This is a genomic window from Streptomyces phaeoluteigriseus, from assembly GCF_001896135.2.
Taxonomy (GTDB): domain Bacteria; phylum Actinomycetota; class Actinomycetes; order Streptomycetales; family Streptomycetaceae; genus Streptomyces; species Streptomyces phaeoluteigriseus.
Genome location: NZ_MPOH02000005.1, coordinates 284,906 through 310,693, shown reverse-complemented (window position 1 = coordinate 310,693; position 25,788 = coordinate 284,906). Strand labels below are relative to the sequence as shown.

Annotated in this window: 19 protein-coding genes, 3 tRNA genes and 5 pseudogenes; 14 read left to right on the top strand and 13 right to left on the bottom strand. The window is 72.2% G+C overall.

The features are described from left to right. Nucleotides 1–26: 26 nt before the first annotated feature. Nucleotides 27–1,092: pseudogene (gene ligD, locus BM536_RS04620) on the top strand (non-homologous end-joining DNA ligase). Between the two features lie 18 nt (nucleotides 1,093–1,110). Here the strand turns inward: ligD and BM536_RS04615 are convergent. Together BM536_RS04615 and BM536_RS04610 are read right to left on the bottom strand one after the other, a co-directional pair. Then, nucleotides 1,111–3,284, bottom strand: a pseudogene (locus BM536_RS04615) (OmpL47-type beta-barrel domain-containing protein). Between the two features lie 44 nt (nucleotides 3,285–3,328). Continuing rightward, complete coding sequence (locus BM536_RS04610) at nucleotides 3,329–5,818, bottom strand: ThuA domain-containing protein (RefSeq protein WP_245873259.1); 2,490 nt, start codon at nucleotides 5,816–5,818, stop codon at nucleotides 3,329–3,331. A 231-nt stretch (nucleotides 5,819–6,049) separates the two neighbouring features. Here BM536_RS04610 and BM536_RS04605 point away from each other — a divergent pair. Together BM536_RS04605 and BM536_RS04600 are read left to right on the top strand one after the other, a co-directional pair. Beyond that, nucleotides 6,050–7,029 (top strand): annotated as a pseudogene (locus tag BM536_RS04605) (multicopper oxidase domain-containing protein). A gap of 145 nt (nucleotides 7,030–7,174) precedes the next feature. After that, a complete protein-coding gene (locus tag BM536_RS04600; RefSeq protein ID WP_073497675.1) occupies nucleotides 7,175–8,239 on the top strand; it encodes a LacI family DNA-binding transcriptional regulator in 1,065 nt (354 codons plus the stop codon). A gap of 13 nt (nucleotides 8,240–8,252) precedes the next feature. Here the strand turns inward: BM536_RS04600 and BM536_RS04595 are convergent, their stop codons facing one another. Beyond that, a complete protein-coding gene (locus BM536_RS04595; RefSeq protein ID WP_073497682.1) occupies nucleotides 8,253–9,044 on the bottom strand; it encodes a VOC family protein in 792 nt (263 codons plus the stop codon). Between the two features lie 224 nt (nucleotides 9,045–9,268). Between BM536_RS04595 and BM536_RS04590 the strand changes: the two genes are divergently transcribed. The 4 genes from BM536_RS04590 (at nucleotide 9,269) to BM536_RS04575 (ending at nucleotide 11,124) form a co-directional block, all read left to right on the top strand. Beyond that, nucleotides 9,269–9,511, top strand: a complete 243-nt coding sequence (locus BM536_RS04590) for a WhiB family transcriptional regulator (RefSeq protein WP_211362819.1) — start codon at nucleotides 9,269–9,271, stop codon at nucleotides 9,509–9,511. Between the two features lie 74 nt (nucleotides 9,512–9,585). Then, nucleotides 9,586–9,658 (top strand) — tRNA-Cys (locus BM536_RS04585). 9 nt (nucleotides 9,659–9,667) lie between these two features. Then, a tRNA-Glu gene (locus tag BM536_RS04580) sits at nucleotides 9,668–9,739 on the top strand. 38 nt (nucleotides 9,740–9,777) lie between these two features. Next, entirely contained in the window at nucleotides 9,778–11,124 is a 1,347-nt protein-coding gene (locus tag BM536_RS04575) for an SDR family NAD(P)-dependent oxidoreductase (protein ID WP_094102554.1), read from the top strand. A gap of 57 nt (nucleotides 11,125–11,181) precedes the next feature. Here BM536_RS04575 and BM536_RS04570 read toward each other — a convergent pair whose 3' ends face one another. Further along, nucleotides 11,182–13,005, bottom strand: a complete 1,824-nt coding sequence (locus BM536_RS04570) for an AAA family ATPase (protein ID WP_094102553.1) — start codon at nucleotides 13,003–13,005, stop codon at nucleotides 11,182–11,184. Continuing rightward, nucleotides 13,006–14,408 (bottom strand): annotated as a pseudogene (locus BM536_RS04565) (vWA domain-containing protein). 93 nt (nucleotides 14,409–14,501) lie between these two features. Here BM536_RS04565 and BM536_RS04560 point away from each other — a divergent pair. Next, nucleotides 14,502–14,576, top strand: a tRNA-Trp gene (locus tag BM536_RS04560). A 15-nt stretch (nucleotides 14,577–14,591) separates the two neighbouring features. Here the strand turns inward: BM536_RS04560 and BM536_RS04555 are convergent. The 5 genes from BM536_RS04555 to ssgD form a co-directional block, all read right to left on the bottom strand. Beyond that, the gene (locus BM536_RS04555) at nucleotides 14,592–15,431 is read right to left on the bottom strand and encodes a hypothetical protein (protein WP_073492258.1); all 840 of its coding nucleotides are present in this window, start codon (nucleotides 15,429–15,431) and stop codon (nucleotides 14,592–14,594) included. Between the two features lie 94 nt (nucleotides 15,432–15,525). Continuing rightward, nucleotides 15,526–16,503: an acyl-ACP desaturase gene (locus BM536_RS04550; protein ID WP_073492256.1), complete on the bottom strand. Its 978-nt coding sequence runs from the start codon at nucleotides 16,501–16,503 to the stop codon at nucleotides 15,526–15,528. A gap of 229 nt (nucleotides 16,504–16,732) precedes the next feature. Further along, nucleotides 16,733–17,509: a dimethylargininase gene (gene ddaH, locus BM536_RS04545; protein WP_073492254.1), complete on the bottom strand. Its 777-nt coding sequence runs from the start codon at nucleotides 17,507–17,509 to the stop codon at nucleotides 16,733–16,735. A gap of 130 nt (nucleotides 17,510–17,639) precedes the next feature. After that, on the bottom strand, nucleotides 17,640–19,262 hold the full coding sequence (locus BM536_RS04540) for an ABC-F family ATP-binding cassette domain-containing protein (RefSeq protein ID WP_094102552.1): 1,623 nt from the start codon (nucleotides 19,260–19,262) through the stop codon (nucleotides 17,640–17,642). Nucleotides 19,263–19,539: 277 nt separating this feature from the next. Further along, on the bottom strand, nucleotides 19,540–19,956 hold the full coding sequence (gene ssgD, locus BM536_RS04535; RefSeq protein ID WP_073492252.1) for a spore wall synthesis regulator SsgD: 417 nt from the start codon (nucleotides 19,954–19,956) through the stop codon (nucleotides 19,540–19,542). Nucleotides 19,957–20,180: 224 nt separating this feature from the next. Between ssgD and BM536_RS04530 the strand changes: the two genes are divergently transcribed. Together BM536_RS04530 and BM536_RS04525 are read left to right on the top strand one after the other, a co-directional pair. Continuing rightward, a complete protein-coding gene (locus BM536_RS04530) occupies nucleotides 20,181–21,317 on the top strand; it encodes a WD40/YVTN/BNR-like repeat-containing protein (RefSeq protein WP_425444602.1) in 1,137 nt (378 codons plus the stop codon). A 47-nt stretch (nucleotides 21,318–21,364) separates the two neighbouring features. Further along, nucleotides 21,365–21,691, top strand: coding sequence for a plasmid stabilization protein (locus BM536_RS04525; RefSeq protein ID WP_073492250.1), 327 nt, complete (start codon nucleotides 21,365–21,367; stop codon nucleotides 21,689–21,691). Between the two features lie 13 nt (nucleotides 21,692–21,704). Here the strand turns inward: BM536_RS04525 and BM536_RS04520 are convergent, their stop codons facing one another. Beyond that, nucleotides 21,705–22,001 carry a YciI family protein gene (locus tag BM536_RS04520; RefSeq protein WP_073492248.1) on the bottom strand — a complete coding sequence of 99 codons (297 nt, stop codon included), beginning with the start codon at nucleotides 21,999–22,001 and terminating at the stop codon, nucleotides 21,705–21,707. 47 nt (nucleotides 22,002–22,048) lie between these two features. Between BM536_RS04520 and BM536_RS04515 the strand changes: the two are divergent. Next, nucleotides 22,049–22,779, top strand: a pseudogene (locus BM536_RS04515) (endonuclease V). Here the strand turns inward: BM536_RS04515 and BM536_RS04510 are convergent. Further along, on the bottom strand, nucleotides 22,755–22,943 hold the full coding sequence (locus BM536_RS04510) for a hypothetical protein (protein ID WP_073492296.1): 189 nt from the start codon (nucleotides 22,941–22,943) through the stop codon (nucleotides 22,755–22,757). The pseudogene BM536_RS04515 and the gene BM536_RS04510 overlap by 25 nt on opposite strands. 215 nt (nucleotides 22,944–23,158) lie before the next feature. Here BM536_RS04510 and mmpA point away from each other — a divergent pair, with 215 nt between their 5' ends. Further along, on the top strand, nucleotides 23,159–23,305 hold the full coding sequence (mmpA, locus tag BM536_RS41100) for a morphogenic membrane protein MmpA (protein ID WP_094102551.1): 147 nt from the start codon (nucleotides 23,159–23,161) through the stop codon (nucleotides 23,303–23,305). Nucleotides 23,306–23,529: 224 nt separating this feature from the next. On the opposite strand, the gene BM536_RS04500 is transcribed toward mmpA, so the two are convergent. Continuing rightward, the gene (locus BM536_RS04500) at nucleotides 23,530–24,708 is read right to left on the bottom strand and encodes a saccharopine dehydrogenase family protein (protein WP_094102550.1); all 1,179 of its coding nucleotides are present in this window, start codon (nucleotides 24,706–24,708) and stop codon (nucleotides 23,530–23,532) included. Between the two features lie 91 nt (nucleotides 24,709–24,799). Between BM536_RS04500 and BM536_RS04495 the strand changes: the two genes are divergently transcribed. Both BM536_RS04495 and BM536_RS04490 read left to right on the top strand, forming a co-directional pair. After that, complete coding sequence (locus BM536_RS04495) at nucleotides 24,800–25,180, top strand: MmcQ/YjbR family DNA-binding protein (RefSeq protein WP_073492244.1); 381 nt, start codon at nucleotides 24,800–24,802, stop codon at nucleotides 25,178–25,180. 140 nt (nucleotides 25,181–25,320) lie between these two features. Then, nucleotides 25,321–25,788 (top strand): CoA transferase (locus BM536_RS04490; RefSeq protein ID WP_143650809.1); only part of this gene is annotated, 468 nt, incomplete at its 3' end.

The following is a 25,788-nucleotide window of genomic DNA, read 5'->3' as shown; positions in this document are numbered from 1 at the left end:
CTCGGAAACCACCGAAGCCGCCCGGTATGCGAGCTGTGCGAGGTACGCCTACCGTGGCTCGCATGGGCGATGCGGTGGAACTCGAGGTGGCCGGCCGGACCGTACGGCTGTCCAGCCCCGACAAGATCTTCTTCCCGGAGCGCGGCTTCACCAAGCTGGACGTCGCCCGCTACTACCAGGCCGTCGCCCCCGGCATCCTGCGCGCCCTGCGCGACCGCCCCACCACCCTGGAGCGCTACCCGGACGGCGTGAGCGGCGAGTCCTTCTTCCAGAAACGCCCCGAAGAACATGCCCGACTGGATCCCGCGCGCCCACATCACCTTCCCCAGCGGCCGCAGCGCCGACGAGATGTGCCCCACCGAACAGGCCGCCGTGCTGTGGGCCGCCCAGTACGGCACGCTCACCTTCCACCCCTGGCCCGTGCGCCGCGACGACGTCGACCGCCCCGACGAACTCCGCATCGACCTCGACCCGCAGCCCGGCACCGACTACGACGACGCCGTCCACGCCGCCCACGAACTGCGCGCCGTGCTCGACGAGTTCGGCGGTCTGCGCGGCTGGCCCAAGACCTCCGGCGGACGCGGCCTGCACGTGTTCGTGCCGATCGAGCCGCGCTGGACCTTCACCCAGGTACGCCGCGCCGCCATCGCCGCCGGCCGCGAGCTGGAACGCCGGATGCCGGACCGGGTCACCACCAGGTGGTGGAAGGAGGAGCGGGGCGAACGCATCTTCGTCGACTACAACCAGACCGCCCGCGACCGCACCATCGCCTCCGCCTACTCCGTACGGCCCCGCCCGCACGCCCCCGTGTCGGCTCCCCTGCGCTGGGAGGAGGTCGGCGTGGCGCACCCCGGCGACTTCGACATCGCGACCATGCCGGCCCGCTACGCCGAACTCGGGGACGTCCACGCCGACATGGACGAGCACGCCTTCTCCCTCGACGCGCTCCTGGAGCTGGCCCGCCGTGACGAACACGACCACGGGCTCGGTGATCTGCCGTACCCGCCCGAGTATCCGAAGATGCCGGGTGAACCCAGGCGGGTACAGCCGAGCCGGGCCCGCAAGGACGGGCCGGCCTCCACAACCCCATGACCGCGGCGCTGGTCGCGCCTACAACTCCATGATCCGGATGTCCCGGTACGAGACCACGTCGGTCGTGCCGTGCACCTGGAGGCCCAGATAGCCGGAGGCGAACCGCCGCCCGTCCGTGCCCGGATCGTCCGCGCGCGGCGGGGAGAACTCCTGGCCGCCGGTGTTGTCGAACTCGTTGATCAGCACGCCGTTGCGGAACACCGAGTAGTGCTGGCCGACCACCCGGATCTCGTAGTCGTTCCAGGTGCCCTTCTGCGTCACACCGGCCCCGGCCAGGCCCACCCGGTCGAAGCCGTAGACCGAGCCGGTCTTGTACATGTCGCCGTCGGGCCGGTCCAGCACCTGCACCTCGTGCCCGTACTTGATGGCAGCCCACTCCGGACGCGGTTCCTCGGCATGGCCGTGGACCCACGGGAAGCGCACGAACAGACCGGAGTTGGCGTTGCCGGTGCCCGGCGCGTCGTCCCGCCACTGCAGGCGCAGGGAGAAGTCGGCGTACTTGCGCTGCGGGAACCACAGCATGCCGAGACCGGCCTTCGTCGTGCCCGAGGTGATCGAGCCGTCGCCGTTCGGGGCGAACGAGCCGCCGCCCACGTGCTCCCACCGGGCGAAGGACTCCGGGCTGCCGTCCATGATCGTGCGGTAGCCCTCGGTCTGCCCGGGCTTGCCGATCCCGGACGCGGCGGCCGCCTCCAGGACGGTGTCGTACTCGCGCTCGTCGACGGCCCCGTTCCGGAACAACCCGTCCAGGACGGTCCTCACGTGCTTGAGGAACAGGGCGTGGGAGGTCCACTCCCGCTCGTCCTCGATCAACTCGTTGATCCGGCACCGGTTGCCGGTCACCCGGTTGGGCACCCCGGTGTCGACCGTGCCGACGATCACCGTCAACCGCTCGTCCCACTCCGGGCAGTTGGGCGCGGGCACGCCGCCGCCGGCCGCCACCGTGAAACTCACGTCGCGCGCCGCCGAGGTGTTGCCCGCCTTGTCGGTCGCCCGGTACGCCACCGTGTGGGTGCCGGCCCGGTCGACGACCACGGGAGCGGTGTACGTCAGATAGGGCCCGCCGTCCAGCGAGTACTCGACGACCGCGACCCCCGACCCGCCCGCGTCGCTCGCGCCGACCGTCACGCGGGCGTTGCCGACGTAGGCCCCCGCCGCGTTGCGCGTGCCCTCGACGGTCACGCCGGTCACGGGGGGAGTGGTGTCCCGCGGGGGTGCGGCGACCACCGTGAAGGTGACGCTCTTCTCGGCCGACGCGTTGCCCGCCTTGTCGACGGCCCGGTAGCGCAGGGTGTGGGTGCCGACCTGGTGGAGCATGACGGGGCCGGTGTACGGGATCCAGTCGGCCGCCGCGCCGACGCATACTGTATGCGGTCCACGCCCGATCCCGTATCGGATGCCGTGACGGTGACCGTCGCCATGTCGACGTACGTCCCGTCGGCGTTCCGCTCACCGCTCACCGTCGCCGATGTCTCCGGCGCGGTGGTGTCGTCGGAGGCCGGTGGGACCACGGTGAAGTTCACGCTCTTCTCGGCGGAGACGTTGCCGGCCTTGTCGAAGGCGCGGTAGCGGATCGTATGGCCGCCGACCCGGTCCACGACCACGGGCGCCGTGTACGGCAGCCAGTCGCCCGCGGCGTCGACGGCGTACTGGATCCTGTCGACCCCCGACCCGCCGGTCTCGTCGGTCGCCGCGACCGTCACACTCGCCGACCCGACGTACTCGCCCTGCGCGTTCTGCACCCCGCCGACCCGCGCCGACGTATTTGGCGCGGTGGTGTCCTCCCCGCCGCCCTCGGTCACCACGAGGATGCCCTGCATCTGCCCGTGACCGGGGATCGTGCAGTGGTAGAAGTAGCGGCCCGGGGAGAGCGTGACCTCGGCGGTGTGACGGCCGCCCATGTCGTCGTTCGGGTTGGCGAGGATGTTCAGTTCGACATCGCCGTTGAACTCGGGGTCGCTCGTCACGAACGTCAACGTGTGCGGCATCCCCGTGGTGTTGCCGGTCGCCGTGCTGTTCTCGAAGACGATCGTCGCCGGGCCCGCCACCGCGGTCGTCGGCATCGTCGTGTACCTGGTGATGTCGTCACCGGCCGTCCAGGTCAGCACCTGCGCGGCTGCGGTGGGAGCAGCGGGAACCGTCTGCTGCTCGGGACCCGCCGTGCTGGGCGTGGCCTGCAGCCCGAGCACCATCAGTACGGCGGCCAGCAGGGCCGTCCAGACTCTTCGCCGACGTGTCACCGCGTCCCCCTCGCCAGTTGCCCGGCGGCCGGGGTCGGCCCGCCGCCGGTGTACGTGACCCGCCACAGCGCCGACCTGGCGTCGGAGGTGAAGAAGCCGCGCCCGTAGTCGAGGACGTAGAGGGCGCCGTCCGGGCCGAACCTCCAGTCCATGAGGTTCCTGATGCCGTCGTTGCCGACCGGCACGATCTTCTTCAGCGACTCGGAGTGCACCGGCAGGCCCCCGTCGCCTTGCGTCGCCGGGTTCATCAGGACGGCGTTGCGCGGCTGGTCGGCGTCGTAGAAGTCGCCGACGAACCACTTGCCGTCCCAGTAGGCGGGCCACTTGGCCGTGCTCGCGCTCGCCGCGTCGTAGCGGTACACCGGGCCGTTCATCGCGGCCTGGCCGCCGCCCTTCAGCCACGGCAGCAGATAGCGGGCCTCCTCCTGCTTGTAGGACGGGACACCGCTCGCGTCCCGCGGGTAGTCCGGGGCGCCGCCCTGCGGCGAGTACCAGATGTTGTTGCCGGTGACCGGCGGCAGGTTCACCAGGCCGTCGTTGTTCGGCGACTCGTTCCTCGGGTGGTCGCAGTCGTACCAGCCGAGCGGTTTCGTCGGGTCCGGCAGATTGCGGTCGCGGTAGGGCTGCTTGTTGCCCATGCAGTACGGCCAGCCCCGGTTGGACGCCTCGGTGATGACGGCGAACGTGTCGTACTTGGCCGGACCCCAGGTCGTCGACGGGACGCTCGCGTCCGGACCGACCCAGCCCGCGTACAGGATGTCGGTCCGCTGGTCGACGGAGATGCGGGCCGGGTTCCTGACCCCCATCACGTAGATCTCGCCGCGCGTCTTGCCGCCGCCCTCGTCGCTCTCCCGGCCGGTGAAGAGATTCCCCTCGGGAAGCGTGTACGTCCCGTCGGGCTCCGGGTGGATGCGAAGGATCTTGCCGTTGAGGTTGTTGGTGTTGCCGGCGGTGCGGCGCGCGTCGGCGAAGGAGACGCCCTTGTAGTTCGGTTGCGGGTTGTTTCCGGAGTAACCGTCGCTGAAACCGCTCGAGTTGTTGTCGCCGGTCGCGATGTACAGGTTCCCCCGGGAGTCCCAGGCCATCCCGCCGCCCGCGTGGCAGCAACTGTGCACCTGCACCGGCCACTTCAGCAGCACCTTCTCGCTGCCGAGGTCCAGCTTGTTCGTGGCGAGGTCGAGCGTGAACCGGGAGACGCGCCGCTCGGCCAGCCGCCTCTCGCGGTCGACCCCCGAGTGGGGCGTGTAGTGCAGGTACACCCAGCCGTTCTGCGCGAAGCGCGGGTCCAGCTCGATGCCGAGCAGGCCCTCCTCGACCTTGACCAGCTCGTCACCGCCGCCCTTGTTCCCGAAGACGGTCAACGCGCCCGCCAGGGTGACCTTCTTGGCCGCCGGGTCGTAGACGTGGATCTCGCCCTTGCCCTTGCCGATGTCCGGGTTGTTCCAGTCGGTGATCACCGGCTGCGAGGAGTCGGCACCGCCGCGGCCGATGTAGAGCACCCGGCCGTCGGGCGCCGTGACCAGCCCGTGCGGCTCGCCGATCTGGTCGTTCAGACCGGGGCGGTTGGGCTGCGTCAGCCGTTCGGCCTTGTAGTTGGCCGCGATGGTCGCCTTGCAGTCGGCCTGCGTCAGCCGGGCCGTCCACAGCAGCGCGCCCCGCAGATGCGCGCGGAAGTCCGTCTCGTCGTACGAGGACACCGTGCCGCCCATACCCGTGTAGAAGGACCGGCCACCGTCATAGTCCCGGCACCAACTGATGGGGTGGTCGGGGCCGTTGGCGCTCGACCCCGGCTGGTACGTGGACTCGCGCACCCGGGCGACGGTGTGCACCGTGCCGGAGGGGTTGCGCGTCCAGTTCGGCCACCGGTCGAGCCGCTTCCACTCGACGGGGAGGTCCTTTCCGGCCGGATGCCGGCGGTCGCCCACCTCGACGGTGGCCCGCTGGACGGTCGTGGGGCCGTTCGCCGCCGGACGGGCGCCGATCAGGCCGGTGAACCAGTCGGAGTACGGCTCCGCGCGCGCCGCGTCATGGAGGCCGACGAAACCACCGCCGGCCTCCATGTAGGCCTCCAGGCCCGCCTCCTGCTCGGGGTCGAGGACGTCTCCGCCCCCGGTCAGGAACACGATCGCGTGGTAGCGGCTCAGGCGCGGCCCGTCGGTGAAGACCGAGGCGTCGCCGGTGGCCTCGACCTCGAAGCGCTGGCCCGCCGCGCCGGTGAGGCCGATGTCCTCGATCGCCTCGATCCCGGCGTCGACGACCGGCGACTCGTCCCCGGCGGCGGCGGAGCCGTGGAAGACGAGGACGTTCACGCCCGGACCGCCCGGCGGCGAGGTCACGGACATCGTTGTCAGGGGTGGCTCGGGCGCCGGGCGCGCCTGCACGGCGGGCCCCGACAGCAGTCCGGCGGTGACGACCCCTGCGGCCACGGCGGCCACTCTGGCCCGTCTCCTGCGGCGTACGCCGCCTCTCGTGCTTCTCGCGCTCATCGCGGTCCTCGCGCTTCTCGTGCTCCACCCTCGTAAGTGCATGGGCACCTCCTTGGTCACAGCGGCAGCGCCATGGAAGCTAGACCCCTTTGCCCGGCTCGCCAAGACCAATCACCGCAATGGCACTAACTTTGTCCTGGGTGTGGAAGAACGGCGGAATGCCCGGTACCGTCACACCGGCTCATCACAGGTTCGCGCGGGCAAGGCCCGTATCACGGTGGGGAGTTCCGTATGGACAGACGTGGGTTCAACCGGCGGTTGCTGCTCGGCGGCGCCGCCGCGACATCGTTATCACTGGTGGCTTCCGAAGCCGTCGGCGCCGGCCCCACGGCCTCGGCGGCACCCGTCGGCGGCCAGGTGAGACACCTGAAGCTGTACGCCGAGAAGCTCCCCGGCGGGCAGTTCGGCTACGGCTTCGAGAAGGGCAGGGCGACGTCCCGGGACCGCTGATCGAGGTGAACGAGGGCGACACCGTCCACATCGAGTTCGAGAACACCCTGGACGTGGCGGCGAGCCTGCACGTGCACGGCCTCGACTACGAGATCACCAGCGACGGCACGGCGCTGAACCACAGCGACGTGGAACCGGGCGGCACCCGCACCTACACCTGGCGCACCCACGCCCCCGGCCGCCGCGCGGACGGCACCTGGCGTGCGGGCAGCGCGGGCTACTGGCACTACCACGACCACGTCGTCGGCACGGAACACGGCACGGGCGGCATCCGCAAGGGCCTCTACGGCCCGGTGATCGTCCGACGCAAGGGCGACGTCCTGCCGGACGCGACCCACACGATCGTCTTCAACGACATGACGATCAACAACCGGCCCGCCCACAGCGGCCCCGACTTCGAGGCCACGGTGGGCGATCGCGTCGAGTTCGTGATGATCACGCACGGCGAGTACTACCACACCTTCCACCTGCACGGACATCGCTGGGCGGACAACCGCACCGGCACGCTCACCGGTCCCGACGACCCCAGCCAGGTCATCGACAACAAGATCGTCGGCCCGGCCGACTCCTTCGGCTTCCAGGTGATCGCGGGGGAGGGCGTGGGCGCGGGCGCGTGGATGTACCACTGCCATGTGCAGAGCCACTCCGACATGGGAATGGTGGGCCTGTTCCTGGTGAAGAAGCCGGACGGCACGATCCCGGGGTACGAGCCCCACGAACCCCACGAACCCCACGAACCGCACGAACCCCACGAGCACTGAGCGGTCATGGGCGTCTCGACCTGCCCGGACGCCCCGCGCCAGCCGAAGCGGCACGCGCACCCCCTCCCCGTCACCGAGAGCGCTCTCACCTCCCCCCTCGCGCGCGGTTATCCTGAGCCGCACCGCACCGAGGAGGAGCCCCGAAGTGAGCGACACAGTGCCGCGTCCCACGCTGGAGGCAGTGGCCGCACGGGCCGGGGTGTCGCGGGCGACCGTCTCACGGGTCGTCAACGGCGGGGACGGGGTCCGTGAGCCCCTCGTCGAGCGGGTCCGGCGGGCCGTGGAGGAACTCGGGTACGTCCCCAACCAGGCCGCGCGCAGCCTGGTCACGAAGCGGCACGACGCCGTCGCCGTCGTCATCGCCGAACCGGAGACCCGGGTCTTCGCCGATCCCTTCTTCGCCCTCCAACTGCGTGGCATCAGCAAGGAGCTGACCGCCCACGACAACCAGCTGGTGCTGCTCCTCACCGAGGGCCGCGACGATCACGCCCGGGTCGCCCGGTACCTGGCGGGCGGGCATGTCGACGGCGCCCTCGTCTTCTCCCTCCATGTCGACGACCCGTTGCCCGGACTGATCCAGGGCGCCGGGGTGCCCACGGTGTTCGGCGGCCGCCCCGGCTGGGGTGACGGCACCCGCGACGTCGTGTACGTGGACAGCGACAACCGCGGCGGTGCCCGTGCGGCCGTACGCCATCTCGTCGGTCTCGGCCGTACCCGTGTCGCGCACATCACCGGGCCTCTCGACCAGACCTCCGCGGCGGACCGCCTCCAGGGCTACCGGGACGTGATGGGGGACGCCGGCCCGCGGCTGGTCGTGGAGAGCGACTTCACCCCCGGCGGCGGCGAACGGGCCATGCGGGACCTCCTCGACCGCTGCCCGGACGTCGACGCCGTGTTCGCCGCCAACGACCTGACCGCCTCGGGTGTCCTGCGCGTCCTGCGGGAACGCGGGCGGCGGGTGCCCGAGGACGTCGCCGTGGTCGGCTTCGACGACATGGTGCCGGTCGCGGAACAGACCGACCCGCCCCTCACCACGGTCCGTCAGGACATCGAGGAGATGGGCCGCATCATGACCCGCCTCCTGCTGCGCGGCCTCGACCGCCGCAACACCGGCGAGGCCGCCCCGGACGGTGTGGGGACCACCGCGCCGGGCGGTCCGGTCCTGCCGACCGTCCTGCCGACCACGCTGGTGCGCCGGGCCTCCGCATAGCGGGGGTCCGCGCTCACGCCTCCCGCGGCTCGGGCCTGATCACCGCGAAGCGGGCACCGTCCGGGTCGGCCAGCCGGGCGATCCGGCCGACGCCCTCGATGTCCGTCGCGGCCATCCGGACGGCGCCGCCCAGCTCCTCCGCCCGCGCCACGACCGCGTCCACGTCCGCCACCTCGACGTACGGCAGCCAGTACGCCGGGTACGGCGCCTCCGTGGGGTCCTCGGCCAGCGGGACGACCCCGCCGAACACGGACTCCTCGCCGCCTCCGGCGGGGTTCACACAGGTGTACGTACCGCCGGGGAAGGAGACGCCCGAGGTCTCCAGGCCCAGCGCGGCGCGGTAGAAGGCGGCCGCGGCGGCGATGTCCGGGGTGTACAGCTCGACCCAGCACAGCGAACCCGGCTCGCCCGCCACGTCCAGACCCTCGAGCCGGCCCGGCTGCCAGACGCCGAAGGGGACCCCGGCCGGATCGGCGATGATCGCCATCGTGCCCTGACCCATGACGTCCATCGGCGGGAACAGCACCCTGCCGTGCGCCCGCTCGGCCGCCGTGCAGGTGGCGTCGGCGTCGGCCGTCCGGAAGTACACCGTCCACGACGGAGGGCCCTGCTCGGGCGCGGACCGCATACCGCCCGCCGCGGTCTTCCCGTCCAGCTGGAAGAAGCCGTAGCCGCCGGCGTCGGGGCCCGCGGACACGAACCGCCAGCCGAAGAGGGCACCGTAGAAGGCGGAGGCGCGGTCCATGCCGGACGTGCCGATGTCGAGCCAGTTCGGAGCGCCGTTGACGAAACGGGTGGTGAGCATCTTCACCCTCCTCCTCGGAAGTCCCGTTCTCTGCACTGCTTGCCGCACTGCCGAGTGTTGCACCGCCCACCGACGATCGCTGCCGGAGCGCGGACGGCGGCCCCGGCGCGCCGCCGTGCGCCATCGTCCGTTCCGGGGGCACCATCAGTGCGGCCGGGGCCCTGCCGAGCCGCGTATATCAGGCGTTGATGGAACGTTTTTCGCCGCGCGTCACGATTCTGGCCATGTACACCGACACGATTCCCACGCCCGACCTCGCCTGGCAGCGGGAGGCACTGTGCGCCCAGACCGGAGCGGACTTCTTCTTCCCGGAACCCGGCAGCTCGGTACGGGAGGCCAAGCGCATCTGCGGCATGTGCGAGATGCGGACCGCGTGCCTCGACTACGCCCTCGCCCACGACGAACGCTTCGGCGTCTGGGGCGGCCTGTCCGAGAAGGAACGCCTCCACCTGCGCCGTACGAACTGACCCCGCGGACCGCCCGGGACCCGCAAATCTGTACGACCGCATCGCGGGGGTGCGGTTAAGATCCGGGAGTGCTTCCGGACGTAGCGCAGAGGCAGTCGCGGTGCCCTGCACAGGCACGTCACGCCGGTTCGAATCCGGCCGTCCGGAGCGTTGCGCGGTCCCGTGGAGCAGAGGCAGACTCACCGCCTTCTCAGGGCGGACACGCCGGTTCGAATCCGGTCGGGACCACGGCACGGCGAGCGCGGGTGCGGGGCGGGCGGGGAAACATGGGTCAGGCGAACGAGGCCGTCTCCGAGGCGGAGATGGCCGTCTTCCACGAGGTCGTGGGCAAACTGCGGGCCCTGCCCGTCGACGACCCGGTACGGCTGAGGGCCGAGCAGGTCGCCGCCTCCTTCGCCCGCGACGGGCGGCTGCGGCGGCGCAAGGCGCGCGACGCCGAGGTGTCGGCCGCCGACGCCGCAGCGATGGCCGCCACCGCGACCGGCGCCCTGGACCGGCGCGAGGACGCGCCGCTGGACGGGACCGGCCGCGCCGGCGTCTTCCACCGCCCGCGCACCTGCTACGTCTGCAAGTCGCCCTACCGGCACGTCGACGCCTTCTACCACCGCCTCTGCCCCGCCTGCGCCGCCGACAACACCGCCCGCCGCGCCCTGAGCACCGACCTGAGCGGACGGCGCGTCCTGCTCACCGGCGGCCGCGTGAAGATCGGCTTCCAGCTGGCGCTGATGATGCTGCGCGACGGCGCGCAGCTCCTGGTCACCTCCCGCTTCCCGCACGACACCGTGCGGCGTTTCCACGCCGAACCGGGCAGCGCGAAGTGGCGCGACCGGCTCACCGTCCTCGCCGTGGACCTGCGCGACCCGCGCCAGGTGCTGGGCCTGTGCGAGGAGCTGCGCGCGGAGGGACAGCCGCTCGACATCCTCGTCAACAACGCCGCCCAGACCGTACGCCGCCCGCCCGAGTCGTACGCCCTGCTGGCCGCCGGCGAGCACGACGAGCTGCCGGAAGGGGTGCGCCGGGCCCCGGGCTTCACGCCGATGCGGATGCTGGAGGGGCTCGGGGGATCCGTCTCCGCGCTGCCCGCGTCCCTGCGCGAGGCCGACGAGGCCGGGCTGCTGCCCGACCCCTCCCCGGAGAACTCCTGGTCGGCCCGGCTCGGCGCGCTGGACCCGGCGGAGGTGCTGGAGACGCAGCTCGTCAACGCCCTGGCCCCCGCCCTGCTGTGCGACCGGCTGCTGCCCCTGCTGCTGGCGTCGCCGCGTCCGTGCCGGTACGTCGTCAACGTCACCGCGGTGGAGGGCCGGTTCGCGGTGCGCAACAAGCAGCCCGGCCATCCGCACACCAACATGGCCAAGGCCGCCCTCAACATGCTCACCCGCACCAGCGCGGCCGAACTCGCCGAGCGGGGCGTCCACATGTGCGCCGTCGACACCGGCTGGATCACCGACGAGAACCCGGCACCCAAGAAGGCCCGCATGGCGGGCGCGGGCTTCCGCACACCGCTCGACATCGTGGACGGCGCGGCGCGCGTCTACGACCCGATCGTGCGCGGCGAGGCCGGCGACCCGGTGTCGGGCGTGTTCCTCAAGGACTACCGGGAGGCCCAGTGGTGAGCGAGGACCCCGGTCCCTCGCCCGCGCTCCGCGACACGACGACGGGAGCGTCCCGCCTCACCGCCGCATCCCGGTGAACACCCCCGTCCAGAACTGCTGGTGCTGCTGCGAAGCCCCCACCAGATACGTCGCCCGCAGTTTCGCCGGCAGCCGGGCGACCAGCCGGGACACCACCGCGCGGTGCTTCTTCAGCTGCGACAGCTCCGCGTTGGCGAGGATCTGGTGGACCACGTCGCTGTCGTCGCCGCCCTCGCCGGAGTGCTCGGCGGCGCGCCGCAGCCGGGCCTCCCACATGTCCGCGTCCCGGGCCAGCTCGCGCAGGCCCGTCACCGGGCGGCCCCGGAACCGGTCGACGAGGGCGGAGAGCGGCACGGGCGCGTACTCGCCGTCCCCGAGGTAGACGGTCGCCATCTCCAGCGGCAGGCCGCGCCGGTGCAGCTTGATCAGCCGCTCCAGGGTCCGCTTGGTGATCCAGGCGCGGCCCTCCTCGTCGATGTCGTGCTTCCACCACTCCAGCACCGTCTCGGCGTCCGAGCCGTACCGCGCGAGCAGCCACTCGTTGGCCGGGATGTCCTGCGGCGCCACTTCCAGCGAGGCCGTGAACCGGGTCGCCTGCGCGATGTTGTTCCGCGACACCAGCAGCTTGCGGCCCAGGTGGTACGGCGGGTTCTGCACGGCGATCTGGGCGCGCAGGTTCTCGATGCGCCGCCCGGCCAGCGACCACTCCTGGGTGATCTCCATCAGTTTGGCGAAGGCGGCCTTGTCCTTGGGCCGGTTGTACTCGTCCCACACGATCACCTTGGCCTCGGGACCCGTGAAGTTCGCGGCGAGCAGGTTGTCCAGGGTGCCGTCCGGCGACGGCACCGGCGCGCACAGGTCCTCGACGTTCGTCACGGGCAGCGAGAAGTACAGGGCCTCGCGGCCCAGCCCCTCCCGGACCGTCTCGCGCACCAGCTCCGTCTTGCCGCACCCCGGAGGGCCCTGGAGCAGCACCGTCCAGCGGTTGCGCAGCGCCGCCCGCACCACCTGCCGTACCGGGTCGGGGACGGTGGCCGGGTTGGGCGCGCCGAGGGCCTCCGCGATGCGGTCGAGGATCTCGGCCGTGCGGTTCTGGCCGGGCCTGCCGTCCGGGCCGGGCTCGGCCAGCCGCAGCCGTTCGCCGTCGAGCAGCGGCAGCCCCCAGCGCAGGGGGAACCCCTCGCGGGCGTTGGCCAGTACATGGTCCAGGGTGCGCGGGGACAGCAGCTCGCGCAGTGCCGGGGAGAGCGAGGCCCACAGGGAGAACACCGGACGCAGGTCCCACGGGCGGTACTTGGCGGCGAGGTGCCGGCGCCACGAGGTGTCGTTGGCGGTGATCCGCATCGTGACCATGCGGTCGAGCAGCGCGAGGTCGCCGCGCCGGGCCGAGGTCTCGGTCAGCGACTCGTTGTCGGTGAGGAACACCCCGACGCAGCCCAGGGCACGCAGATCGTGTTCGCCGAGCGTCCAGTTGCAGGCGACCTGCATGAGCTGCGACTGGACGGTGTCGCCGGCCTGCAGCGAGTCGTCGATGAGCAGAACGAACGGCCGCCCCGGTCTGAGTCCGCTCATCACCAGTTGGCGCAGCACCGGTTCACCCGAGTGCGGGTCCCGCACCGGCGCGTTGACCAGCAGGTCGTCCGGCGTCAGATTCGCCGCCGGCACGTACACGAGGGCGGTGTCCGGGCGGGTGCGCGCGAGGTACGAGAAGAAGGTCGCCGTCTTGCCGATGCCGTGCTCGCCGAAGATCTGTCCGGTCTGCCGGAGGTCGATCATCGCGTCGATGAAGTCTTCCAGCCGCGAGACCTCGGTGCGCCTGTGAGGGGTGGTCGGGATGTTCATCCGCCCTGTCTCCGGTGTCATCTACCACGAACCTGTCGTGACGCGATGGCAGGCCATCGCCGGGGTGTGCGTCTCGGGCCACTCCCTGCCCCCGTCGGTGATCAGCCAGATCCACTTGTCCGGCTCGGCGGGCGTGACCGGCGGTGCGTACCCGTCGGTGACGACGACCACCGCGTCCGGACTCACGTCCAGCACCTTGCCGCCGACCTCGGTACGCCCCTCCACGTAGTCGGCGACGGCCCGGAAGCTGGTGCCCCCGCCGCCGTACACCCGCTCGCCGGGCACGAAGGGCATCACCACTGCGTCGAAGGAGAGCCAGTGCGCCTCCACGCCGTCGATGCGGCCGACCAGTTCGGTGAGCCGGCGGACGACGTCGTCGGGCATCGATCCCGAGGTGTCGTAGGCGATCACCAGGACCTTGTCGCGGACCGGGCCGCGGCGCGCGAGCATCGGCTCCTGGCCCAGGGCCGCCAGCAGCGCGCCGCGCTTCTTCGGATACACCAGCCGCTCGCCGTCGCGCAGTTTCGAGGCGAGCACGTCGACCAGCCAACGCTGCCACCAGTGGACCGTCCGCGTGCGCGTGGTCTCGCCGCGCAGCACCCCGGCGCCCAGGGTGCCCCACAGCCGGGCCGCCCGCGCCGAGCCCTCCTCGGTACGGCCCATCAGCTCCAGCAGCTCCCGCTCCGCGCCCGATTGCCGCGCCGGGCCGCCAGCAGGGAGTTGAGCAGCGCGGAGGACGTCACCGCGTCGATCGTCTCCTGGTCGGCGGGGACCGCTCCCGCCACCATGTGCACGCACAGCCGCTCGTCGGGGACCGGCGGGTGACGCATCCGCTTCAGCTCGGCGTACACCCCCATGTCCGTCGCGATGAACGTCTCGTACGTCACCGGCTCCAGTCCGTGCGCCGTCAGGTCCTCGGTGTAGGCGTCGTACACCTTCCGGGGGTCGACTCCCGTCGGGCGGCCGTCCAGCAGGGGTAGTTCCTCGCGGCCGAGGCGGATCAGGGCCACATGGTTGACGGCGACCTCGGCGGCCAGCGTGAACACCGGGTCGTCGCGCAGTTCCGGGTCGGCCAGCAGGTGCCGGTGCACGAGATGGCGGGCCTCGTGGAACAGGACGAACTTCACGCCGGCCAGGCCCAGTCCCACGAAGAAGTCGGGGTTGTACAGCAGCAGGCAGGTGCCGTCGCCGGAGGCCACCACGGCCGCCGTGTCCACCGCCGTCGTCGGGATCTGGTGGTGGCATTTCGCGTACAGCCAGGACGCCACCGCCGACTCGGTCAGGCCGAAGTCCAGCAGTGCGGCCTCCTTCAACCTCCGGGCCTCCTCCACGACCGCGGGATCCGCCGGGCGGTACGCCTCCAGCGCCCTGCGGTCGGCGAGGTCCACGACGGGCGCACGCCGCCCCCGCTCCCCGTACCCCATGTCGAGCCCCCGCCCTCCCCGTGCCTGCCCCGGCGCCTCATTGGTACCAGTCCGGACCGACAACGGGCCAAGGCATTACGATCTGCGGCAAGGGCGGGGCCGTAGCGCAGAGGCAGGCGCATGGTCTCCAAAACCAGAACACGCTGGTTCGAATCCAGCCGCCCCGCCCCCCTGCCGCCCGGCTCAGGCGATCGCGCCCGCCGTCGCGACCAGTTCCGGGACCGTTCCGTGGAACGTGGCGACCAGTTGCGCCAGCACCGCCCAGGCCTCCTCGCGGTCGCCCAGGTGTTCCTGTACCAGCGGGCGCAGGGCGTCCTCGGCGGCGCCGATCCGGGCCGGGAACATCAGGTGACCCATGGCCAGGACCTCCAGCACGCCGACCGCGGGGCCGTGCGTGGTGGCGTAGCCGGCGGGGCCGTCGAGCACGCCCGCCGTGCGCACCCGGTGGGTGAACTTGGGGTGCGAGCCGAACTGGGCACGCAGTGCCGCCGGGCAGTCGGGGCGTACGGACAGCGCCCAGCGCGCGTAGCCGGGCAGTGCACGCTCGGCGTCCGCCTCGGTGACCGTGCGCCAGTCGTCCCGGCTCAGGACCATGGACGCGGCGGCCCGTGCGGCGGACATGGTGGCTGCCTCGCGCAGGGCACCGACGAGGCCGTGGCGGACGTAGCTCTCGGGGATCTCGGGCTCCTCGCCCGGCACCCTGTGCACCCGGACCGGCCGCGTGCGGTCGGGGCCGAAGGGGACGCCGCGGGCGATGGCCCGGCGCAGACCCGCGTCGGTGGCGAGGTGGCGCCACACCACGGCGTTCAGCTCGGGATCGTCCTGCTCCAGGATCCACAGCACCACGGAGGACGGCACCTTCTGCCAGCTCCACACCCGGTTGAGCCTGCGCCGGACCGCCTCGGGACCGTCGGGTTCGGGGGAGGGGAGCGCGATCCGCTCCCGGATCCGGAGGGCGGCGTCCGCGTCGGTCAGGCCGAGGAGGAAGCCGAGCGCCTGCTGGACCGTGTGGCTGTAGTGCATGGCGGCATGATGCCGCAGGCCGCGAACGGCCCGCACCGGGAATTCGCTTCCCTGTGCGGGCCGTTCGCGTACGGCGTGGTGGCGGGCGGTGGCGTCAGCCCGCGGCGCGGGCCGCCATGCGGGCCTTGCGGGCCGCCAGCTTCTCGTCGAACTTCGACGCCTCCGAGTCCAGGCCGCTCATGTACAGGCCGAGTTCCTCCTGCGCCTTGAGGCCCTCCGGGCCGAGACCGTCGATGTCCAGGACTTTCAGGTAGCGCAGGACGGGCTGGATGACGTCGTCGTGGTGGATGCGCATGTTGTAGATCTCGCCGATCGCCATCTGCGCGGCGGCCCGCTCGAAGCCGGGCATGCCGTGGCCGGGCATCCGGAAGTTCACGATCACGTCGCGTACCGCCTGCATCGTCAGGTCGGGCGCGAGCTCGAACGCCGCCTTGAGCAGGTTCCGGTAGAAGACCATGTGCAGGTTCTCGTCGGTCGCGATGCGGGCCAGCATGCGGTCGCAGACCGGGTCGCCCGACTGGTGGCCGGTGTTGCGGTGCGAGACGCGGGTCGCCAGCTCCTGGAAGGCGACGTAGGCCACCGAGTGCAGCATCGAGTGGCGGTTGTCCGACTCGAAGCCCTCGCTCATGTGGACCATCCGGAACTGCTCCAGCTGGTCCGGGTCCACCGCGCGCGAGGCGAGCAGGTAGTCGCGCATCACGATGCCGTGCCGGCCCTCCTCCGCCGTCCAGCGGTGCACCCAGGTTCCCCAGGCGCCGTCCCGGCCGAACAGCGAGGCGATCTCGTGGTGGTAGCTGGGGAGGTTGTCCTCGGTGAGCAGGTTCACCACGAGGGCGATCCGGCCGATCTCGGTGACCTTGGACTGCCCCTTCTCCCAGGCCTCGCCGTCCTCGAAGAAACCGGGGAAGTTGCGGGCGTCGCTCCACGGCACGTACTCGTGGGGCATCCAGTCCTTGGTGACCTTCAGATGCCGGTTGAGTTCGGTCTCGACCACTTCCTCCAAGGCGTACAGCAGCCGTGCGTCGGTCCAGACGGCGGAGGGACTGCCGAGGTGCGGGGAGGTGGTCGTCACGGGTACTCCAGGGGGACGTGATCAAATGCGGACTGCGTCCGGCGGGCGGCGCCGGAACTTACGGGATCGTAGGCTACGAACCCGTAGGTTACGTAGCCGTAGGTTAAGTTCGCTGTAAAGACTGCTGATCAGCGCCTGTCCTGTCAGGCGTCCGGGGGACTTTCCGGGTACCCCGAAGGGCCCCGGGACATGCAGGTCGCGGGGCCGAACCGGGGACAGGATCACCCGATCAGGCGTACAGACCCCGCAGGCGCACCGAGAGGCATGTCACACATCCCTCCAGCTTCTCGAACTCGCTGATGTCGACCACGACGGGCTCGTACCCCAGGTCGGCGAGCAGGGCCGCGGTCCTGGGCGCGCTCGCCGAGATCAGCAGCCTGGGGCCGCCGAGCAGCACCACATGGCCGCCGGCCTCCTCGGGAACCGACAGGAACCGCGGGAACAGCGCCGGCCGGTCCACCTTCGGGATGTGGCCGATCACGGTGCCGTCGGGCAGTGCGGTGACCGCCGACTTCAGATGCAGCACCTTGCTCACGGGGACGGCCACGACCCGCGCCCCGAGCGGCTCGAAGGCCTCCCGGACCTGCTGGACCCCGGCCGCGTTGGTACGGCCGCCCCGGCCGACGTAGACCGTGTCGCCGGCCTTGAGGACGTCGCCGCCGTCCAGCGTGCCCGGCTCCCAGATCCAGTTGACCGAGCAGCCCAGCCGGGCGACGGCCTCCTCGACCCCGGCGGTCTCCGCGCGCCGGGACTCGGCGCCGGACCGCGCGATCAGGGCGACGTTGCGGTACATCACCACCGTGTCCTCGACGAACACGGAGTCCGGGCAGTCGTCGGCGGGCTCGACCTCGACGGTCTCCCAGCCGTTGGCCCGCAGGGCCTCGGCGTAGGCCTCCCACTGCTCCAGGGCGAGGCCCACGTCGACCGTCCCGCGTTCGACATGCGTCACCAGGCCTTCGGCGAGGCGCGGGCTGGGGCGGCGGATGAGGGCCTTCTTACTGGGCACGTCCAGGTCTTTCGCATCGGCGGTGGCTGACCGGCGCCGCGTGAGGGGCGCCGGTCAGCCATCATGCAGGGCGGGTCCACGACGGCAAAACCCTCTCAGCCGGGCCGTAGCCCTCCCGAGACCCGCCGCGCTACGCCGGATCCGCCAGTTCCCGCGCCGACGTCGGGCGCAACTCCCCGTCCAGCAGCAGCCAGCGGGTGATCCCGATCGACTCCAGGAACGGCAGATCGTGGCCGGCCACGATCAGGGCGCCCTCGTAGGACTCCAGGGCGGACGTGAGCTGCCGGACGCTCGCCATGTCGAGGTTGTTCGTCGGCTCGTCCAGCATCAGCAACTGCGGCGCGGGCTCGGCCAGCATCAGCGCGGCGAGCGTCGCCCGGAACCGTTCGCCGCCGGACAGCGTCGCCGCCTTCTGGTCGGCCCGCTCGCCCCGGAACAGGAAGCGGGCCAGCCGGGCCCTGATCCGGTTGTTGGTGGCGTCCGGCGCGAAGCGGGCCACGTTCTCGGCGACCGTCAGCTCGTCGTCGAGCACGTCCAGCCGCTGCGGCAGGAAGCGGAACGGCACGTGCGCGCGTACCTCGCCCGCGACCGGGGCCAGCTCCCCGGCGATCGTGCGCAGCAGCGTCGTCTTGCCCGCACCGTTACGCCCCACCAGCGCCACCCGCTCGGGCCCCCGCAGATCGAGACCGCCCTCCACGCGCGCGCCGTACGCGAGCCGCAGATCCAGCAGGGTGAGGACGTCACGGCCCGGCGGTACGGCCGTGTACGGCAGGTCGACGCGGATCTCGTCGTCGTCCCGGACGGCCTCGACCGCCTCGTCGAGCCGCTCCCTGGCCTCGGCGAGCTTCTCCTCGTGCAGGATGCGGTGCTTGCCGGCGGACTCCTGCGCCGCCCGCTTGCGCGCCCCCATGACGATCTTCGGTTCGCGTTTCTGGTCCCACATCTTCTGGCCGTACCGCTTGCGCCGGGCCAGCTTGACCTGGGCGTCGACCAGTTCGCGTTTCTGTTTGCGCAGGTCGGACTCCGCGACGCGCACCATGCGCTCGGCGGCCTCCTGCTCGGTGGCGAGCGCCTCCTCGTAGGCGGAGAAGTTGCCGCCGTACCAGGCGACCTCCCCGGCGCGCAGGTCGGCGATCTGGTCGACGAGTTCGAGCAGCTCCCGGTCGTGACTGACGACGACCATCACGCCCGGCCAGGTCGCGACGGCCGCGTACAGCCGCCGCCGGGCGTACAGGTCGAGGTTGTTGGTGGGTTCGTCGAGCAGCAGGATGTCCGGCCTGCGCAGCAGCAGTGCGGCCAGCCGCAGCAGGACGGACTCGCCGCCCGACACCTCGCCGATGGTGCGGTCCAGGTCGATGTGGGCGAGACCGAGTTCGCCGAGGGTCGCCAGGGCGCGCTCCTCCACGTCCCAGTCGTCGCCGACGGTCTCGAAGTGCTCCTCGGACACGTCCCCGGCCTCGATGGCGTGCAGCGCGGCCCGGCGGGCGGCGATCCCGAGGGCCTCGTCGACGCGGAGGGAGGTGTCGAGCGTGACGTTCTGCGGGAGGTGTCCGACCTCGCCCGCCGGGCGGACGGTGCCGTCGGAGGGGGTCAGTTCACCGGAGATCAGCTTCAGCAGGGTCGACTTGCCGGAGCCGTTGACGCCGACGAGGCCGGTCCGGCCGGGGCCGAAGGCGACGTCCAGGCCGTCGAAGACGGGGGTGCCGTCGGGCCAGGCGAAGGAGAGGGACGTACAGGTGATCGAAGATGACAAGGGGGCCTCGCGTTCGCGTGTGCGGTCAGGGCAACGCGTATCGAGACACCAGAAGGCGGCGACCACCGCGGGAGCGGGGGAGCGCGGGGCCACGGGAAACCCGTGGGAGAGCCCTGCTCCGCAAGGACGGCTCGAACGCCGAGGTCGCACGCGACGCCGTCACCCTGACGGGTGTGGCGCGGTGTCTCAGGACCTCAGACGAGCAACGTCCTTCTCCTATCGGCGGCAACAGATGCGTCGTCCACGGTAGGAGCGGCCAGGAAGGGCTGTCAACGGATTAACAGGCGTCCCGCATCAGTTCCGCGAGGTCGTGGTCCAGGTCGAGCTGGAGGTGCTCCAGACCGGCCGGCACCAGCTCGCTGGTGGCCCGGAGGAAGCGCCGGATCTCCGCCGAGTGCACGTGCACGACGGCGGTGCCCTCGGGCGCGTGGAACTCCAGCACCGTGCGGTCGTATCCGTACGGCCGTACCCGGACGTCCCCGTCGCCCTCGTCCTCCCGCAGACCCGCCGTGAGCAGGTCGCGGGCGAAGGTCCAGCAGACGTCCACACCCTCCAGGGTGGCCGGGGCCGGGAAGGTCATGCGGACGGCGAAGGGATCACGCCGGTCGTAGTGCAGTGTGGCGGGGATGCTCTGCATCCGAGGCGCGGCGGCGACCAGGCGCGCCTCGACGGGCTGCTCGATGACGATGGACAACGCCTTGCTCCCTAGTGACGGCGGGGCGAACTTCCGGATGGGTGGGGCCGGACACTGGAAGAGACGCCGGAACCGGCCGATCCGTGCACACGAGGACCGAGTGACCTCGGTCACCGCCTTTCATGCACAGGAGTGACTCACCTCTCCTGCCGTGCCGCGTAGGGCCCTTGAGGTGATCGCGGGCATCTGGACGCGACCGAGGAGGTGGACTAGCTTCGCCCGCCATGAGGCCCTTGGGGAAGACGTGGCGCAGGACAGGCGGGGTACGGACGGCACGGGCGAGGCGTGCCGGGCGGACGGCCGCGGCGGGAGCGGCCTGCGCGGCGGCGCTGGCCGTGCTGACGGCCGTACCCGCGCAGGCCGGTGACGCCGGGCCCGGCGGCCGGGCGCCCGCCTGGGCGCTCAAGGACACCGGCGCCTCCACCGTCCGCTTCCGCGGGCTGGCCGCGGTCGACCGGGACACCGCCTGGGTGGCCGGCACGCGGGGCACCGTCCTGCGCACCACCGACGGCGGCGCGAGCTGGCGCAACGTCTCCCCGCCCGGTGCCGCCGAACTCCAGTTCCGGGACGTCGAGGCGTTCGACGCGCGGCACGCCGTGGTGCTCGCCATCGGCGAGGGCGAGGCCTCCCGCGTCTACCGCACCGACGACGGCGGGGCGACCTGGACGGAGTCCTTCCGCAACACCGACGCACGGGCCTTCTACGACTGCCTGACCTTCTTCGACCGCCGCCACGGCCTGGCGATGAGCGACCCCGTGGACGGCCGGTTCCGCATCCTGTCGACCAGCGACGGCGGCCGCTCCTGGACGGTGCTGCCGGACGCGGGCATGCCGTCGGCCCTGCCCGGCGAGGCGGGCTTCGCGGCGAGCGGCCAGTGCCTGGTGTCGGCCGGTCCACGGGACGTGTGGCTGGCCACCGGCGGCGCCGCACGCGCGCGTGTGCTGCACTCCGCCGACCGGGGAGCGACCTGGACGGTCACCGACGCGCCGATCCCGGCGGGCGACCCCGCGCGCGGGGTGTTCGCGCTCGCCTTCCGCGACCGCGGCCACGGCCTGGCGGTCGGCGGCGACTACCGCGCCGACCAGCCCTCCCCGTCGGCCGCCGCCACGACCGGCGACGCGGGCCGGACCTGGCGGCCCGCCGGCACGCCTCCGCCCGCCTATCGCTCCGGCGTCGCCTGGCTGCCGCACAGCCGTACCGCCGCCCTCGCGGTCGGCCCGACCGGCACCGACCTGACCACGGACGCCGGCCGCACCTGGCGCACGGTCGACACCGGCTCGTACGACACCGTCGACTGCACCCGCGACCACGGCTGCTGGGCCGCCGGTGAACAGGGACGGGTGGCACGGCTGGAGAGATAGCCGTTTCGGGGTACCCGGCGGTGCGGACACGAAAGGAGTGAGCGCACATGCCACGCGGTTCCAGTCCCAAGCGGGAGCGCCAGTACGAGCACATCAAGGAGAGCGCGCAGGAGCGGGGGGAGAGCGCCGGCCGGGCGAAGGAGATCGCCTCCCGCACGGTGAACAAGGAGCGCGCCCGGTCCGGCGAGTCGAAGACCGCGAGCCGCACCTCCACGCAGGACATGTCGTCCGGCAAGCGGGGCGGACAGCGGTCCGGAAAGGGTTCCGGGGGACCCACGTACGACCAGCTGTACGAGGAGGCCAGGCGCCGCGGCGTCCACGGCCGTTCGGACATGAACAAGAGCCAGTTGCAACGCGCCCTCGGCAAGGACTGACGGCGCGGCCCGCTCAGCCGGGCGTGACCCGGTACCGCTCCAGCTCGGGCGCCGTCTTCGTGGCCTCGAACTCCGTGATCCGGTACGCGCACACGCCGGCCAGGACGAAGGGGTCGCCCGCCGTGAGTTCCTCGATGCGGGCGCGGTCCTCGGCCACGGCGACGATCACTCCGCCGTCGCGGGGGTTCTTGCGGCCGGACGCCAGGAACGCCCCGCGCGCGTACTGCTCCTCGAGCCAGGCGACATGGTCCGGGAGGACGGCGTCCACCGCGTCGAGCGGTGCGGTGTAGGTCAGTTCCAGTACGAACATGACCGCGAGCCTACGCCTCCGGGTGGCCCCGTAGGCTCGTCCCCACCATGACGACCGTACGCGTTCCGGCGGGCTGGCCCGCCACCGAGGAAGAGGCCCGCGCCGTCCAGGACGAGCTGCGGGCCGAGGTGGTGCGGGACGAACCCGGGCCGCCGCCCGGCACCGGGCGGGTGACCGGGGTCGACGTCGCCTACGACGACGAGCGGGACGTCGTCGTGGCGGCGGCCGTCGTGCTGGACGCGGCGAGCCTCGACGTGGTCGCCGAGGCCACCGCCGTCGGGCGGATCTCCTTCCCGTACGTGCCCGGCCTGCTGGCCTTCCGGGAGATCCCGACGGTGCTCGCCGCCCTGGACGCCCTGCCCGGCGAACCCGGCCTGGTCGTCTGCGACGGCTACGGCCTCGCCCACCCCCGCCGCTTCGGCCTCGCCAGCCATCTGGGGGTCCTCACCGGCCTCCCGACGATCGGCGTCGCGAAGAACCCGTTCACCTTCACGTACGCGACCCGGCCGACGAGCGCGGGTCCGCCGCACCGCTGCTCGCCGGCGACGAGGAGGTCGGCCGCGCCCTGCGCACCCGCGCGGGCGTCAAACCGGTCTTCGTGTCCGTCGGACACCGGGTGAGCCTGGACAACGCCTGCGCCCACACCCTGGCCCTCGCCCCGGAGTTCCGCCTGCCGGAGTCGACCCGGCGGGCGGACGCGCTGTGCCGCAGGGCGCTGCGGGAAGCCCTTCAGGAGGCGCCGCGGGGGCTGTCTCAGGAGTCGGCCACCCGCCACTGACCTATCTCGCGGTACTCCGAGTCGTACACCGGCGACCCGTCACCGGGCTCCAGGGCGTAGTGGCCGAGGTTCCCGCCCCAGTACCGCAGGACACGCCCCAGCTCACGGGCCCGGTCCTGGGCCGACGCCCCTTCGTCCAGGGCGACTTCGAGAACGAACTTCACGCAGCTCACCTCCCTCCGCTCGCGCCCTTCCATCGTTTCATTGAAGTGCTTGTTGGCACTTCGCGTCCCAACAGCCCGGTGAGCGCCGGGGGAAGGAGGCCAGAAGTCTCAAATGGGGGGCAGGCCCGGGTTGCCCAGGGCCCCTGGGGCCCGAGTGCGCGGAACTGAGTACCTGTACGGATGTGGCGCCCGGTGCGCGCCGACAGACTGGTCGCATGACGACGCACCGAGCCCCGAAGCCCCTCGCCGACCCCGACCGGCCCGTCGAACGCGCCGTGAACGCGGCGCTGGTCCTCGCCGTCCTGGCCGGACTCGGCTGGATCGCCGGGATGATCTACACCCTGGTGGAGTGGCCGGTCTAGGGCCTGTCGTTCGGATCACGCCGCAGACGCGGGGCCCGGCACGCGCATCTGCCGCGTTGTCGTCACTCGCCGACGCTCCGCGTCGCAGCTCCGCGTCGACGCCCTCCTCCGCCTCGCAGTTGCACGCACCAGACCCCGCTCACCGGCACCGAACCGCACCGTTGAATTCCTGCGGCCTGATCCAAACGGCAGCCCCGGGCGACCGGACCCGGACCGGCCGCCGGTCAGCGGCTCGCCGCCACCCGGAAGCGGATGCCGGCCGCGCGCAGCCGTTCGGTCAGCGCGTCGCCCATCGCCACCGCCGTCGTCACCTGCCCGGCCGTCTCCGGCAGGTCGTCCAAGGCCAGGGACAGCGCCGCCTCGGCGAACATCTTCGCCGTCTCGTCGTAGCCGGGGTCCCCGCCGGAGACCTCCGTGCACACCCGTCGGCCGCCGCCCTCGCCCACGAACCGGACGGAGAACCAGCTGCGCGCCCGCTTGGCGGCGCTCGGCCCCTCACCGGGCTTCAGCCGGTCCGACAGCCACCGCCGGGCGGGCGGCACCTGGGCCGCGGCGAACAGGGCGCCGACGGCCGCCGTCCCGCCCACCGCGACCGGCAGCCGTCGTACGGCCGCGTAGTGGCGGTAGCGGAAGTCGGGGCCGTAGCGCTCCAGGGCCTTCGCCGACCGGCGCACGATCTGCGGGTCGATCGTCGGCAGGGGCAGCGCCCAGGCGCCGACCTCCGGGGCGAACCGGGGCGTACCCAGCGGCGCCGTGGCCCGGCGGCCCACCAGCCGGGGCTCGTGCCGGTGCCGTTCGCGGGCCGCGGTGACCATCTGCCGGCCGCGGGCGAACTGCCCCAGCGCGGAGGCGAACGTGCCGCCCGAGAAGGTCGCGTCGGCGCTCACGAAGCCGTCCACGGTCAGCGGCACGCCCTCCGGAAGCTGCCGGACCGTGAAGTACGCGCCCAGGTCGTGCGGGACGGAGTCGAACCCGCACGCGTGCACCAGCCGGGCGCCCGTCTCCCGCGCGCGCGTGTCGTGCCGGACGTACATCAGGTCCACGAACTCCGGCTCGCCGGTGAGGTCGAGATAGTCGCTGCCGGCGTCCGCGCAGGCGGCCACCAACTCCTCGCCGTACGCCACATAGGGGCCGACGGTCGTCGCGACCACGCGCGCGTGCTCGGCGAGGGCGCGCAGCGACGCCGGGTCGGACACGTCCGCCCGCAGCACACCGGGCTCCGCGCCGCCCGGCAGCCCGTCCCGCAGCCGCCGCAGCCTCTCCTCGTCGCGGCCGGCGATCGCCCAGCGCAGCTCCGCGGGCGCGTGGGTCGCGAGGTACTCGGCGGTGAGCGTCCCGACGAAGCCGGTGGCCCCGAAGAGCACGAGGTCGTACGGACGGTCCGTCCTTTTCATCCTGCTCATGACACCCCTTGGTCTCGCAGCCCGCGCCACTGTCGGTGGCTGAGGCTAGCGTGAGGAGTGCGGAGCCCGACGACGAGCCCGGAGGCAGCAGGTGGCCGTGGACAGGAACGCCCTGAGGAAATGGGCGAAAGTACGCCGCTTCGCGCTCGGCCTGCCGGGTGCGATCGAGGACTTCCCCTGGGGTGACACCGTCGCCAAGGTGGACAAGAAGGTGTTCGTCTTCCTCGGCGTCACCGACGGCAGTTACCCCCTCGGACTCACGGTCAAGCTGAAGGACGAGACGGCCCACGCCCACGCGCTGGCCTCCCCGGGCGCCGCGCCCGCCGGGTACGGCCTCGGCAGAGCGGGCTGGGTGAGCGTCCCGCTGGCGGGGGAGGGCGCCCCCGCGGCCGGGCTGCTGTGCGAATGGGTCGAGGAGAGCTACCGCACGATCGCCCCGAAGCGGCGCATAGCGGAACTCGACGCTCCCTGAGGCGGGTCGGGCGGGGCTCCCGGACCGGCCCCGTTCGGCGGCACACTGGCCAAGCGCTTGCTCGCCCAGTCTTGTGCCCACCGGTACACGTTCCTAGCATCACTGGTGTTACATCGGTTGTGTCACAGCAAGGGGGCTGGATGACGACGACGGCAGACACGGCGGGGCACGGCCCGCTCGCCGGGGTCCGCGTGGTCGAACTGGCCGGCATCGGGCCCGGCCCCTTCGCGGCCATGCTCCTGGCCGACCTCGGCGCCGACGTCGTCCGGGTGGACCGCCCCGGCGGCCCCTCCCTCGGCATCGACCCCGCCCACGACGTCACCAACCGCAACAAGCGCTCGGTGCTCGTCGACCTCAAGACACCGGACGGCCCCGCGCGCGTGCTCGACCTCGCCGCCCGCGCCGACGTGCTCATCGAGGGCAACCGCCCCGGCGTCGCCGAACGCCTCGGCGTCGGCCCCGAGGCCTGCCACGCCCGCAACCCCCGACTCGTCTACGGCCGCATGACCGGCTGGGGCCAGGACGGCCCCCTCGCCCAGCGCGCCGGACACGACATCGCCTACATCGCCCTCACCGGCACCCTCGGCATGATCGGCGCCCCCCGGCAC

Bases quoted from the DNA above. Each gene is read 5' to 3' on its own strand.
- BM536_RS04590 (WP_211362819.1), top strand. From the start codon at position 9,269: ATGTACACCGACACGATTCCCACGCCCGACCTCGCCTGGCAGCGGGAG.
- BM536_RS04500 (WP_094102550.1), bottom strand. From the start codon at position 24,708: ATGAGCAGGATGAAAAGGACGGACCGTCCGTACGACCTCGTGCTCTTC.
- BM536_RS04595 (WP_073497682.1), bottom strand. From the start codon at position 9,044: ATGCTCACCACCCGTTTCGTCAACGGCGCTCCGAACTGGCTCGACATC.
- BM536_RS04525 (WP_073492250.1), top strand. From the start codon at position 21,365: ATGCCACGCGGTTCCAGTCCCAAGCGGGAGCGCCAGTACGAGCACATC.
- BM536_RS04610 (WP_245873259.1), bottom strand. From the start codon at position 5,818: ATGAGCGCGAGAAGCACGAGAGGCGGCGTACGCCGCAGGAGACGGGCC.
- BM536_RS04520 (WP_073492248.1), bottom strand. From the start codon at position 22,001: ATGTTCGTACTGGAACTGACCTACACCGCACCGCTCGACGCGGTGGAC.
- BM536_RS04530 (WP_425444602.1), top strand. From the start codon at position 20,181: ATGAGGCCCTTGGGGAAGACGTGGCGCAGGACAGGCGGGGTACGGACG.
- BM536_RS04555 (WP_073492258.1), bottom strand. From the start codon at position 15,431: ATGCACTACAGCCACACGGTCCAGCAGGCGCTCGGCTTCCTCCTCGGC.
- BM536_RS04570 (WP_094102553.1), bottom strand. From the start codon at position 13,005: ATGACACCGGAGACAGGGCGGATGAACATCCCGACCACCCCTCACAGG.
- mmpA (WP_094102551.1), top strand. From the start codon at position 23,159: ATGACGACGCACCGAGCCCCGAAGCCCCTCGCCGACCCCGACCGGCCC.
- BM536_RS04575 (WP_094102554.1), top strand. From the start codon at position 9,778: ATGGGTCAGGCGAACGAGGCCGTCTCCGAGGCGGAGATGGCCGTCTTC.